The sequence below is a fragment of the Achromobacter spanius genome (assembly GCF_003994415.1).
Classification (GTDB): domain Bacteria; phylum Pseudomonadota; class Gammaproteobacteria; order Burkholderiales; family Burkholderiaceae_B; genus Achromobacter; species Achromobacter spanius_C.
Window position 1 is genome coordinate 2,739,370 of record NZ_CP034689.1, and the last position, 13,151, is coordinate 2,752,520.

At 62.4% G+C, this 13,151-nt stretch carries 9 protein-coding genes; 7 read left to right on the forward strand and 2 right to left on the reverse strand.

The features are described 5' to 3' along the window. The first annotated feature begins 103 nt into the window (after positions 1 to 103). The 7 genes from ELS24_RS12650 to ELS24_RS12680 all read left to right on the forward strand — a co-directional run bounded on the left by ELS24_RS12650 (position 104) and on the right by ELS24_RS12680 (position 12,032). Positions 104 to 1,993, forward strand: a complete 1,890-nt coding sequence (locus ELS24_RS12650) for a methyl-accepting chemotaxis protein (protein ID WP_127184313.1) — start codon at positions 104 to 106, stop codon at positions 1,991 to 1,993. Between the two features lie 29 nt (positions 1,994 to 2,022). Then, on the forward strand, positions 2,023 to 2,493 hold the full coding sequence (locus ELS24_RS12655; RefSeq protein ID WP_050450295.1) for a hypothetical protein: 471 nt from the start codon (positions 2,023 to 2,025) through the stop codon (positions 2,491 to 2,493). 137 nt (positions 2,494 to 2,630) lie between these two features. Then, positions 2,631 to 4,358 carry a methyl-accepting chemotaxis protein gene (locus ELS24_RS12660; protein ID WP_050450296.1) on the forward strand — a complete coding sequence of 576 codons (1,728 nt, stop codon included), beginning with the start codon at positions 2,631 to 2,633 and terminating at the stop codon, positions 4,356 to 4,358. A gap of 440 nt (positions 4,359 to 4,798) precedes the next feature. Beyond that, positions 4,799 to 6,394 carry a methyl-accepting chemotaxis protein gene (locus ELS24_RS12665; protein ID WP_127184314.1) on the forward strand — a complete coding sequence of 532 codons (1,596 nt, stop codon included), beginning with the start codon at positions 4,799 to 4,801 and terminating at the stop codon, positions 6,392 to 6,394. A gap of 84 nt (positions 6,395 to 6,478) precedes the next feature. After that, positions 6,479 to 8,983 (forward strand): type VI secretion system Vgr family protein, encoded by a 2,505-nt coding sequence (locus tag ELS24_RS12670; RefSeq protein ID WP_127184315.1) that lies wholly within the window; start codon positions 6,479 to 6,481, stop codon positions 8,981 to 8,983. Further along, positions 8,980 to 10,797: a lipase family alpha/beta hydrolase gene (locus tag ELS24_RS12675; protein WP_127184316.1), complete on the forward strand. Its 1,818-nt coding sequence runs from the start codon at positions 8,980 to 8,982 to the stop codon at positions 10,795 to 10,797. Before ELS24_RS12670 ends, ELS24_RS12675 begins: the two co-directional genes overlap by 4 nt. Then, positions 10,794 to 12,032 (forward strand): T6SS immunity protein Tli4 family protein, encoded by a 1,239-nt coding sequence (locus tag ELS24_RS12680; protein WP_127184317.1) that lies wholly within the window; start codon positions 10,794 to 10,796, stop codon positions 12,030 to 12,032. The genes ELS24_RS12675 and ELS24_RS12680 overlap by 4 nt, the downstream gene beginning before the upstream one ends. A 17-nt stretch (positions 12,033 to 12,049) precedes the next feature. Here the strand turns inward: ELS24_RS12680 and fliR are convergent, their stop codons facing one another. Continuing rightward, on the reverse strand, positions 12,050 to 12,838 hold the full coding sequence (gene fliR / locus ELS24_RS12685; RefSeq protein WP_050450301.1) for a flagellar biosynthetic protein FliR: 789 nt from the start codon (positions 12,836 to 12,838) through the stop codon (positions 12,050 to 12,052). 34 nt (positions 12,839 to 12,872) lie between these two features. Continuing rightward, a complete protein-coding gene (gene fliQ, locus ELS24_RS12690) occupies positions 12,873 to 13,142 on the reverse strand; it encodes a flagellar biosynthesis protein FliQ (RefSeq protein ID WP_050450302.1) in 270 nt (89 codons plus the stop codon). Positions 13,143 to 13,151: the final 9 nt, after the last annotated feature.

The following is a 13,151-nucleotide window of genomic DNA, read 5'->3' on the forward strand; positions in this document are numbered from 1 at the left end:
CGCGTCAGTGTATTGAACAGGCAGTTGCTTAAAAACAGTACCCCCCCTTTACGGACTGGCGGCCATTGCGTGCCGCCGGGACGACTACCGGAACTATTGAAAAATGTTCAGCAATCTGAAGGTGCGTACGGGCTTGATGCTCGCTCAGTTGGCAATTGCCCTGGCCGCACTGGTTGCAATTGGTTTGGGCTGGAACAGCATGCGTGCCAGCGCGGTGACGATCAATACGCTTGACTCGTTGAGCGTGCAACAGAGCAACCTGATCAAGGATGCCTACACGCAGATGCTGCGCGCCACGATCCGCGCCGACATCGCCGCCGCACAGCGCGCGGCGGGTGACGCCAACGGCGCGGCCGACAATGCGCGCACGGTGCAGCAACTGATCGGCGACGCAAAGAAGAAGATGGATGCCTTCAAGGCCATTCCGAAAATGACGGAAACGGGCAAGGAGTCCGAAGGGCAACTGATCTCGTCGTTCAACGGTTTTTCGGATGCGCTGCAGTCGATGATGGCTGCGTTGGACAAGGGCGACGCCGCCACCTACCTGACCTTGAAGAACACCAAGGCAGGCGCCGCCAGCGGCGCCTTCTTTAAAGAGCTGACGGGCTTTGCCGACAACATCAGCACCTACAGCGAACACGAAGTGCAAGCCGCGCGCGCTCAGGCTTCGTTGATGACCTACGTATACCTGGGCCTGGCCGCGTTGATCGTGGCCGTATCCCTGGGCGCCTTCCTGTTCATGAACCGCGTCGTGCTGCGTCCCTTGCGCTCGGTCAGCGACAGCTTCGACAAGATCGCGGGCGGCGACCTGACCGTGCGCGTGGAGGCCACGTCAACGAACGAAATCGGTCACCTGATGGCCGCTGTGAAACGCATGCAGGAAAGCCTGACGCGCACGGTGGCCACGGTGCGCCGTGGTGTGGACGAGATCAATGTGGGCGCGCGCGAGATCTCGGCGGGCAACACGGACCTGTCCAGCCGCACGGAACAGCAGGCGGCATCCCTTGAGGAAACCGCGGCATCCATGGAAGAGCTGGCGTCCACCGTGAAGCAGAACGCGGACAACGCGCGCCAGGCCAACCAATTGGCGGCCAGTGCGTCGGACGTGGCCGAACGCGGCGGTTCGGCGGTGTCGGAAGTGGTCAACACCATGCACGATATTTCGGCCAGCTCGCGCAAGATTTCAGAAATCGTGTCGGTCATTGACGGCATTGCGTTCCAGACCAACATCCTGGCGCTGAACGCGGCGGTTGAAGCGGCGCGTGCCGGTGAGCAGGGCAAGGGTTTCGCGGTGGTGGCGGGCGAAGTGCGCTCGCTGGCGCAGCGCAGCGCGCAGGCCGCCAAGGAAATCAAGGGTTTGATCGAAGACTCGGTCTCCAAGGTGGGCGCGGGTTCGCAGCAGGTGGAACGCGCCGGCGCGACCATGCAAGAGATCGTGGCCTCGGTGAAGCGCGTGACGGACATCATGGGTGAGATCTCGGCGGCGTCGGACGAGCAGTCCAGCGGTATCGACCAGGTCAACCGCGCCGTGTCGCAGATGGACGAAGTGACGCAGCAGAATGCGGCGCTGGTGGAAGAAGCCGCCGCCGCCGCGGGTTCCTTGCAAGAGCAGGCGGAACGCCTGGTGCAAGCCGTGGCCGTGTTCAAGATCAATGCGGGCGAAGTCATCGAAGTGCCGGCGCGCCAGTTGGCGCAGCCAGCCCAGCCGCCGCGCGCGCCGAGGGTTGCCGCACCGGCCCCGGCCCCGGCCCCGGCCCCGGCTCCGGTCGATGCGCCCGCTGAAGCGACCGCCAGGCCCGCGCCTGCCGCCCGTCTGACGCACGCGCCACGCGCCAAGCCGGCTGCTGCTGCCGCTGCTGCCGAGGGCGCATCGGCCGCGCGGCCGTTGCGCCGTCCGGCTCCGCGTCCGGCAGCGCCTGCGGGCGAAGCCAAGCCGGCGCCCGCGGCAAGCCGCCGACAAGCGCCGTCCGACGACGATTGGGAATCTTTTTGATGCCAGCACCGCTGGCGCATAGGTAGGGTATGCGAGGCTATAGACATCTTCTGGCGGCTGCCGCCATCGCGTTGCTGCTTGGCGGCTGCGCGGCCACGGGCCACAACTTTGATCCGGGCAAACTGGGCACGCTGACCCCTGGCCAGACGACGCTGGAAGAAGCCTCGCGGGCGCTCACCGCGCCGCCCGACAAGTTTTACCGACAGAGCGACGGCACATTGCTGGCCCTCTGGTCGCACAAAATCACGTTTGTCACCGACGGGCTCTACAGCCGCAAGGAAGCGCTCTTGCAGTTCGGCCCGGACGGCCGCCTGATGCGGCTGGTCGACAGCACCAATATTCTGCTGGAACCTTGGGAACGCCAGAAATTGCTGGGTCCCGCGCCGATGCCTGACGCGCGTCAGGATTGGCCGCCGCCCTTGGCGGAGCCCGAGGTGCAAACCATCTACATACCCGGTCCGGGAGAACCGACCGGGTTGGCTCCACAGGGCAAGCAGTAGGCCTGGTAGTCCGGCAGAGAACGTTGCGGCGCGCGCCGCAATGTACGTCGCCTTGAATGTACCCGCCATGTAACAGGGCGTGTCGGCAAGGTGGTTTTTCATTTGGTCAGAGCAGTTCCTGAGGGATGGGGAAAAATATGGAAGCGAGTCTCGAATCCGGCGCAAAGGCCGGCAAAGGCAGGAAAAAGGCCGCGCGCGCGCCCAAGGTAAAACGCAAGCTGCGGCTGCGTGACGCCCGCGTCGGTACGATGCTGCTGTGGGTGATGGCGTTTTTCGCGATCCTGATCGCGGCGGTGGGCGGCTTGGCTGCATTCTTCTTGCAGCACAATTACGAGTCCATCCGCGAAGTGAACGCGCTGACCGAGCGTGCCAAGCAGGTCGAGACGATCAACACCGACATGCTGCGCGCCCGCGTGAGCCTGATGGTGGCGGCGCGCCACCTGCAGGAATCCGGCTGGGGCAGCGGCGAGAACTCGGCCCGCGACGCGGCCGCGGCATTGAAGGCCGCCACCGACCTGTTGACAGGCGTGCGCAGCCGCTTCTCGGACTTCCAGAAGAACATGCTTCAGGACGACACCGGCCGCCAACTGTCGATGAACCTGGTGCGCCGTTATCGCTCCTACATCGACGACGGTGTGGACACGATGGTGGAAGCCCTGCGCAGCGAAGACTATTCGACGTTCTACATGGTGAACAACGAATACGGTACGCCCCGCAGCGCGGCCTTCATCGAGGCGATCAGCGACTTCAGCAAGTACATTGGCGGCCAGCAGCAAGCCACCATTGATCAAGCCGAAGCCAACTTCAATCGCGCCATGGTGGCCGTGGCCGTTGCAGTGGGCCTGGCCCTGGTGTTGATGGTTTTCTGCCGCATCCTGTTCGGCCGCCTGGTCGTGCGCCCGCTGGTGGAAGCCGGCCAGCACTTCGACAAGATCGCCGCCGGCGACCTGACGAGCCGCGTGGAAGTGAAGTCGCATAACGAAATCGGCCAACTGATGGCCGCTGTGAAACGCATGCAGGAAAGCCTGACGCGCACGGTGACGACGGTGCGCCGCGGTGTGGACGAGATCACCGTGGGTTCGCGTGAAATCGCGGCCGGCAACACGGATCTGTCCAGCCGCACGGAAGAGCAGGCGGCGTCCCTTGAGGAAACCGCGGCATCCATGGAAGAACTGGCGTCCACCGTGAAGCAGAATGCGGACAACGCGCGCCAGGCCAACCAGTTGGCGGCCAGCGCGTCGGACGTGGCCGAACGCGGCGGCTCGGCGGTGTCGGAGGTGGTCAGCACGATGCAGGGCATTTCGGCCAGCTCGCGCAAGATTTCGGAAATCGTGTCGGTCATCGACGGCATTGCGTTCCAGACCAACATCCTGGCGCTGAACGCGGCGGTTGAAGCGGCGCGTGCCGGTGAGCAGGGCAAGGGTTTCGCGGTGGTGGCGGGCGAAGTGCGCTCGCTGGCACAGCGCAGCGCGCAGGCCGCCAAGGAAATCAAGGGCTTGATCGAAGACTCGGTGACCAAGGTGGGCGCGGGCTCGCAGCAGGTGGAACGCGCTGGCGCGACCATGCAAGAGATCGTGGCCTCGGTGAAGCGCGTGACGGACATCATGGGCGAGATCTCGGCGGCGTCCGAAGAACAGTCCAGCGGTATCGACCAGGTCAACCGCGCCGTGTCGCAGATGGACGAAGTGACGCAGCAGAACGCGGCGCTGGTGGAAGAAGCGGCGGCGGCGGCGGGTTCGTTGCAGGATCAAGCCCACCGCCTGGCCGAAGCCGTGGCGGTGTTCAAGATCAACGCCGGCGAAGTGATCGAGGTGCCCGCGCATCAGTTGAGCGGCTACGCGTCGCCGACGCTGACGCAAGGTTGATCGGTAGGTAGGCCGCCTGGGAAAACCGTGCGACGCCGTCGATGTAATCGACGGCTCGTAGGATGGGTGAAGCGCGTCCGGGCGTCGACCAGAACAAGGCTGCCGATCGCGCGTAACCCATCAGACGGCGCCACGGTTCTTAACCGGACCCGCCACAACGCAACGCTCGTCTGATGGGTTACGCGCGTTTGGTGTTTGTTTGCGCGGGGCGGACGGTGCGCGCTTCACCCATCCTACGCACGTTAAGTTTTTATTAAAAATACCGTTAATAACAATAACGCCTGAAAGAGGGCGGTGAACTGAGTTTGATGGCTGGGGTTGCGCGTGAGGGCGTCCCGGCCAGACAAACCAGGCGGGGGTCAGGTCGATGCGGGGCGCCACGTCCCGGTTTGCTCGCTGCTATTCATTCGCTGCTCTATTGATGTCACTGGAGACTAGCTGTGCGCGTGAACTTACCCATCAATGATGTGGAAACCAAGCTGCGCGAAGATCAATACCTGATCTCGCGAACCGACACCAAAGGCCGTATTGTTTACGCGAACCCGGCGTTCGTTGAAGTCAGCGGCTTTACCCGCGAAGAACTCATCGGCAAGCCGCACAACATCGTGCGCCATCCCGATATGCCGTCCGAAGCCTACGAAGACTTGTGGGAAACCTTGGAAGCCGGCGAATCGTGGCTGGGGCTGGTCAAGAATCGTCGCAAGGACGGTGGCTATTACTGGGTGCTGGCCAACGCCACGCCCATCGTCGAGAACGACGAAGTCGTCGCGTATTCGTCGGTGCGGGTGCGGCCTTCGGATGAACAGATCGAGATGGCCGAAGAACTCTATGCGCGCATCCGCGAAGGGTCGGCGCGCGGTATCCGCATCAAGCGCGGGCGACCGGTGCGCGCTGGCTGGCGCCGTGGCCTGGACGTGGTGGCGTTTCCGTTCAAGCGCAGCGTGCGCAGCCGGATGTTCCGCCACGCCCTGGTGTCCGCCGGCATCGTCGCGGGCGCGGGCGCCTATGGCCTGCACGCCAATTGGGACAGCCTGGGCGCCTGGGGCGCAACCCTGGGGTGCGGCGCCATCGCGCTGGGCGTGATCGCCATATTCGGCATGGGCTGGAGCTTGTCGCGGTCCCTGCTGGACCCGATGTCTGACGCGGCCAACATGGCGCGCCAGGTCGCCGCCGGCAACCTCACCACGCAGATCATCGCGGATTCGGATGACGAAGTGGGTAGCTTGAAGTTCTCGCTGGAAGTCATGCGCAAGAGCCTCATCGGCATTGCTCAGGACGTCTATCGCGGGATCGAAGGCACGACCCACGCGGCCGTGCACATCGCGCGCGGCAACCAGGAACTGGCCGGCCGCACGGAAGGGCAGGCCTCGTCCTTGCAGCAAACCGCCGCCAGCATGGCGCAGCTGACTTCCACCGTGCGCCAGAACGCCGACAACGCCCGCCAGGCCAACCAGTTGGCGGCCAGCAGCATGGATGTGGCGCGGCGCGGTGGCGTGGCCGTGGGGCAGGTGGTCGACACCATGCACGGCATTTCGGCCAGCTCGCGCAAGATCGCCGACATCGTCAGCATCATTGAAGGCATCGCATTCCAGACCAACATCCTGGCGCTCAACGCCGCGGTGGAAGCGGCCCGGGCCGGCGAAACCGGCAAGGGCTTCGCCGTGGTGGCGGGCGAAGTGCGCAGCCTGGCGCAGAAAAGCGCGCAGGCGGCCAAGGAGATCAAGGGCTTGATCGAAGACTCCGTGGACCGCGTGTCGGAAGGCTCGGCGCAGGCCGAACAAGCGGGCGCAACGATGGAAGAAATCGTGGCGGCCGTGCATCGGGTCACCGACATCATCGGGGAAATCTCGCAGGCGTCCCAAGAGCAGTCCAGCGGTATCGAGCAAGTGGATACGGCCGTGTCGCAGATGGACGTGATGACGGTGCAGAACACGGCGCTGGTACAGGAACTGGGCGGCGCGGTGATGCAGTTGGGCACCCAATCCGGCGCGTTGCGCGAGACGATCCGGGTATTCCGGCTTACCGGTCAACCCTGAGTAATTTCGTAAGCGTCCTATAGACGCGGAACCTCTCGGCTGCCCACACTGGCCCCTCCCATTCGATCCGTCGGGGAGGGGCCAGTGCCATCTCACGCGAACCATCACCGATTCACCTTCACCTCCGCCAGCGGCGCGGCGTTTGACGTCGTTGAATTCACGCTGCATGAAGCCCTGTCCGAGACCTATCGGCTGTGCATCGAACTGTCCAGCATCGACCCCGCTATTGATTTCGGCACGCTGCTGGATCAGCCCGCGCTCTTCACCATCTGGCGCGGGGACCAGGCGGTACGCCATGTACACGGCATCGTCACCGAGTTCGTACAAGCCGACACCGGTTTTCACCGCACGCGCTATCGGGTAGTCGTAGAACCCTCCCTGGCTCGCGCCGCGTTGTGTTCTGACTGGCGCATCTACCAGCACCTGTCAGTACCCGAGATCCTGGCCGACGTCATCAAGCGGCAAGGCATCACCGACTACGAACAGGTCACCACCTTTGAGCACCTGCCCCGCGAATACTGCGTGCAAGCCGGCGACACCAACTTGGCGTTTCTGGACAGGCTGGCGGCCGAAGAAGGCTACTTCTACCGCTACGCGCACTCGGAACACGGGCACCGCCTGATTCATGGTGACCGCATCTACATCCATGGCGAGATCGCGGGCGGGCCGGTCCTGTACAACCCCATGCCTGGCGGCGACCAGGTCGAACCAGCGCTGCATCGCTTTGCCTACGCCGAGCGCATCCGTACCGCCGTGCAGACCCAGCGCGACTACACGTACACCCATCCGCACTATAGCCAGGAACATTCCCCGGTCGCCACCGACCTTGCCCACCAGGATCATCGCTACGAACGCTACGACTACCCCGGCCGCTACAAGCGCGACGAAGCGGGAAAGCCTTTCACACAAACCCGCCTGCTAGGCCGCCGCCGCGATGCGCGTGTGGCGTTCGTCGAAGGCGATGACGCGCGCTTGATCCCCGGTGTCGCCTTCGACCTGACCGGCCACCCGCGCGAAGACTGGAACCAAGGCTGGCGCCCCGTGCGCATGCGCCACCACGGCGTGCAGCACACGAGTCAAGAAGAAGACGCGGCGGGTTCCGAACAAGGCACGCACTACCACTACACCGCCGAACTTGTGCCCGACAAAGTCGACTGGAAGCCCGAGCCCCAACCCAAACCCCGCCTCGACGGCCCACAGATGGCCACCGTGGTTGGCCCGCCCAACGAAGAGATCTATTGCGACGCCTGGGGCCGCGTCAAGGTCCAGTTCCCCTGGGACCGGCTGGGTCGCAACGATGAGCACAGCTCCTGCTGGATCCGCGTCTCGCAGAACTGGGCCGGCGCGCTGTGGGGGCACATGGCTATCCCCCGCATCGGCCAAGAAGTCATCGTGCAATTCGCAAATGGTGATCCAGACCAACCTTTGGTCATCGGGAGAACCTTTCGCGCCACCAACCTGCCGCCGTATGAACTGCCGCGTCACAACATCCTGAACACGATCAAAAGCAAGGAGCACAAGGGCAACCGCGCCAATGAACTGCGCCTGGACGATACCTCGGCACAGATCAGCGCGGCCTTGATGAGCGAGCACGGGGATACGCAGCTGCACTTGGGGTACTTGACGCATCCGCGTCCCGGCGGTGGGGAGCCACGCGGCGAAGGGTTTGAATTGCGTACGGATCAGCACGGGGCGTTGCGCGCGGCAAAGGGCCTGTTGTTAAGCACCGAGGCGCAGTTGCAAGCCAAGGGCGGGCAATTGGACCGATCCGATATCGTTGCGGCGTTGGAATCCGCGTTAGAACTGGCCCGCAATCTTGGAGACTACGCAAGCACCCACGAAGGCGTAACCCACGACGCCCAGCCCCAACAGTCATTGACCGAAGCAGTACGCAATCTGGGGCACGGCGCCAACAACCAATCGGCCGGCACCGGCCAAGGCGATGCCGGCGCAATGGGCTTAAGCGCGCCAGCCGGCATCGCCGCCGCCACCCCCGCCAGCATCGTGATGACGGCAGGCGCCCACATCGACAGCATCGCCCAGCAACACCAGCAGATCAGCGCCGGTGAAAAGGTAGTCATCAACGCAGGCGGCGATCTGGGCCTGTTCTCGCAAAGCGGCAACCTGCGCCACATCGCCCACCAAGGCGAACTGCTGCTGCAAGCGCAACACAACGCCATCCGCATCCAGGCTGACCAAAGCGCCGAAATCACCTCCAGCAAACAGCATGTATTGGTGGCCGCCGACAAGCACATCACGCTGCTTTGCGGCGGGGCTTACATCAAGATGGCCGACGGGAATATTGAACTCGGCATGCCGGGCAAGCTGACGGTGAAGGCGGCACAACACAACTTTGTGGGGCCAAACAGCGCGCCGATGGAATTCAACACCTGGGAGGCTACGCCGTTTGACGACCGCTTCCAGGCCACGCTCGCCGACGGCTCCCTCGCTCGCAATGCCGAATACACCCTATGGCGCAACGACGGCTCCCAAGTGACCGGCCGTACGGATAGCGAGGGTTTTCTGACCATGCAAAAAGACATGCGCATGGACGGCGTTTATATCGAATGGAAAGGCGATAAGAAATGACTGACATCAAACCTGAGAAAGACCCGCCGACCGAGCGCGTGGCGCCGTTTCACTACGACGCCCGGGGTCAACAGTGCTTCACCTGGACGCTGACGGATTGCAAGATCACCGACCCGGTTCAACTACGTATCGGGCCGGATCTGATCCTGCCGGTGATATTCATTCCAGGGGTGATGGGGAGTAATTTACGGTCGGTTTCCAAGCACCTCGACCAAGAATCCGAACCGGTGTGGACCCTCGACTACGGAGCGCTGGGGTTGCCGACTCACTTGCTAGCCCAGTGGGTCACTAAAGAGGCGGGCTTTCGTCAGAGACGCTTGCATCCCGAACGTGTAGAAGTCGATGACCAAGGCGCGGTCCCCGACGTTCCGCTAGGAATGGTGCAAGAGAACGGACAACTACTACCCGCCGCCCGCAAAGCTGCCCTTAGGGACCGTTATCGGGAACGAGGTTGGGGAGAGGTTGGGCAGACTAGCTACGAACGCTTCCTGCGGTGGTTGGAGTATGCCCTGAACTCCCCCACAGTTCCTCGCCACGAAAACTATGCGCTTGAATTGGAGGACAAGCACTGGGAGGATCCAACAGCAACGTATCGACGCCTTAAGCCGGGCGTGGATGTTTTTATGCCCGGGTTGAACGGGCTGGATCGAAACGGAAGCGATGGACGCGTAAAACCGTTAACCACGGACGATCTGCTGGCCGGCGCACGGTTCAATATGCCAGTGCATGCGTTTGGGTATAACTGGCTGGCTTCAAATACCGATTCCGCCAAGAAACTCAAGGAACGCATAGAAACCCTGCTGGAGCAGTATGGAGATCGCTGTACGCAGGTGCTGTTGGTGACGCACTCAATGGGCGGCCTGATTGCCCGAATGTGCGCGACCCTGCCCGGCATGGAGACGGCAATCTGCGGAATTATCCACGGCGTCATGCCAACCAACGGCGCCCCGGTAGCCTACAGGCGTTGCAAAGTTGGCATGCAAGATGAGGACTACGGAACCTCGCTTGTGATCGGCGGCAGCGGGCAGGAAATGACGGCAGTTTTTGCTCAGTCGCCTGGTGCGTTGCAATTGCTGCCGACGCAGCGATATTCACCGGGATGGCTGAAGCTATTACGCGAGGAACAATCGCGCACCACTCCCGCAATGCCGGCAATCCCGTCCCCTTCGCAATGCCCGTATGAAACGATCTATCTCGAGAGATATCGGTGGTGGGGGCTCATCAAAGAAGAATGGCTGGCGCCAAAAGGCGGGACCGCTATCGAATGGCACGACTATGAGCAAGCAATTGGAAACGCGAAGGACTTTCACGAAGCCCTAAAGACCTATTACCACCCACATACCTTCGTGTTCTACGGGTCGGATACCAATTTCGCGAGCTTCGAATCCATTCGATGGACGATACGCCCGGGGTTGCGCCCAGCACACACCACACAGCCACCTATCCCGATCGAAGCCCTTCTCGAGGCCCGAAACTCGGATATTCAGCACGATGGTCGCACGCCGCTTTATGCAAGAGGACAAAGCCGCGTGGCGTCCCCCTCGCTACGGTATCTCGACGCCACTTTCCCGCCGGGAAAACTGCAATACAGCGATTGGGAGCTGCACTGCGAAATGCAGGACGGCATTGGGGACGGCACGGTCCCCATCAGTTCAGGTCGCGCACCGATTGACCAGGCCAAGCGCGGCCAAGTGAAAGAACAACTCGAAATGCAGGGGTTCGAACATGAAGGTCCATTCCGAAATGAATTGGTCCAGCAGATCACGTTGCAGTGGATCCTGAAACTAGCGGCCCAGGCGAGGAAGTCATCATGAAAACCCGCGTTGTTGCCGCCGCAATTGCGCTTGCTGCCCTCGTCGCCGGCAGCATCCTGCTCCTACAACACAAGGACACCCCAGTGACCAACGCAACCACAGACATCCGCACCTGGGCATTCGGCCGACACTTGATCGACTTGCCTTCGAACTGGCGGTACAGCACAGGCAGCGACGTCACGTTGTATTACGGATTGGATACCGATTTCACGACCGTCGAAGTCAGAGTGCTAGGTATGGATGTATCCCCTGAGCGCTTTACCAGCGCAGTAAACGACAGATCGTCGCAGATCCAGCAGGTCGCTCATGATTCAGGCGGCTCTATGTTGCTCGCTCAGATCAGCCTAAATCCAACACAAACCCTGCTGCGTTTTTTTCGCAATCCAGAGCAGAAAAACTATCACACCCATGAACTGCATCTTCTTGTCGACGACGTTTACGTCCTGATCAAAGCCCATTCATACAAGAACGTCATGGCGCCCGTCGAAGCCCGCATCCAAGCCTTGGCCAAGACCATCTCTAAGATCACCGACCCGCAGAGTGCCGGACCTGGTTTTGGGCTCGGTCCCATCATCATCCGCGAACATCATGACCAGGAAATCGGCATGCTGGAGTTTTACATATCGGGGTCCAACATTAATTTGGAGGCCCGCATTACCGCCCTGCAGCCAGACTCATCCACGGGCCTTCAAGCACGCGCCAAGAAACAGCTATCCGGCATCTGGCATAACAGGTTGCGCGCGGGAAAGTTAACCCTTGCCGCCATGCCGGCGGAACAGTTTGCCTTCGGGTACACCGACGCCAATCACCACCGGTTCCTTTTCTTGGCGGAAAGCTACCGCGACGCGCCAGGATTCACACAGCCGTCCATTCACATTAGCATGCGTGGTGGTGGCGCGCTCCCTCCCACCTTGGCAGAAGACTACCAACCCGACCTCGTCCGCTGGTCCCTCCCGCGCTTCGTCCCCGACAAGCACGCCATTCCCCCCTGGAAACGCCCGCCCGCGCCACCCCGCGTGGACGCGGCCTTGTCCGATAGGGAGGCCGGCAAGATTTGGGACGCCATGTTGGCGTCAATACGCCTGCGTTACCGAGCCGTCGCGCCCAAACCGCCATCGGCCTTTGATCAGGTCGTCAACCCCGAGAAAGCCGCTGCCGACAAGAAGGCGTTGGACGATTTCCTCAGCACTGATGAAAACGGAATGCCCTGGACGCCGCCGGAATCTGGAATTTGATAGGTGAGCGACCCGTTCTACCGCCCCGCCAGCGCATCCACCACCCGGCTCATTGCCTCCAGGCCGGATTCGAACAAATGCTCCAGGAATGGCCCTGAGTGCGGCAGCACCACGGTCAGCACCACCACGCCGATGATGAGCGTGACGGGAAAGCCCACCGAGAACACGGACAACTGTTGCGCGGCGCGGTTCAGGATGCCCATGGCCAGGTTGATGGTCAGCAGTGCGCAGATCAGCGGCAGCGCCAGCAGCAGACCCGAGACGAACACGGTCTTGCCCCATTCCACCACCACGCCCCAGCCATTCTGGTGCAGTTGGATCGTGGCTACGGGCAAGGTGTCGAAGGACCGCACCAGGGCGGCCAGCACCAGCAGGTGGCCGTCCAGCGCCAGGAACGTCAGCATTGCCACCATGTTGAACAAGCGCGACAGCACGGCGGTGTTGGCGCCGGCGCTGGGGTCGAAGAACGAGGCGAACGACAGGCCCATCTGCAAGCCGACGAATTCACCCGCCGTCTGAACGGCGGCGAATACGATGCGCATCGTGAAGCCCATGGCGATGCCGATCAGCACCTGCTGCATCACCATCCACAGGCCCGCGTACGAGCCGGGGGAAACGGGCGGCATGGGGTCCAGCGCTGGGCTGACCGCCACGGCCAGCATGAACGACAGGCCCACCTTGACCTTCACGGGAATGGCGGATTCCGAGAACAGCGGTGCCGTGCCGACCAGCGCCAGGATACGCACGAAAGGCCAGAGAAACTGGCCGATCCAGCCGTTGAGCTGTTCGAGCGTGAAGGCGATCATGGGGAAACGTCCGGGGCCGGGCGGCGCGGGCCGCTCAGGACACCAGCATGGGGATCTGGCCGATCAGTAGCCGGATGTAGTCGACCATGACGCCGATGAGCCAGGGGCCCAGCAGCACCAGCACGCCGCACATGGCCAGCAGCTTCGGAATGAACGACAGCGTCATTTCGTTGATCTGCGTGGCGGCCTGGAAAATGCTGATGACCAGGCCCACCACCAGCACCACCAGCAGCAGCGGGCCGGCCATCGCCAGGACGATCTTCATCGCCTGGTAGGCCATGGTCATGACGGTTTCAGCGGTCATGGCGATTGC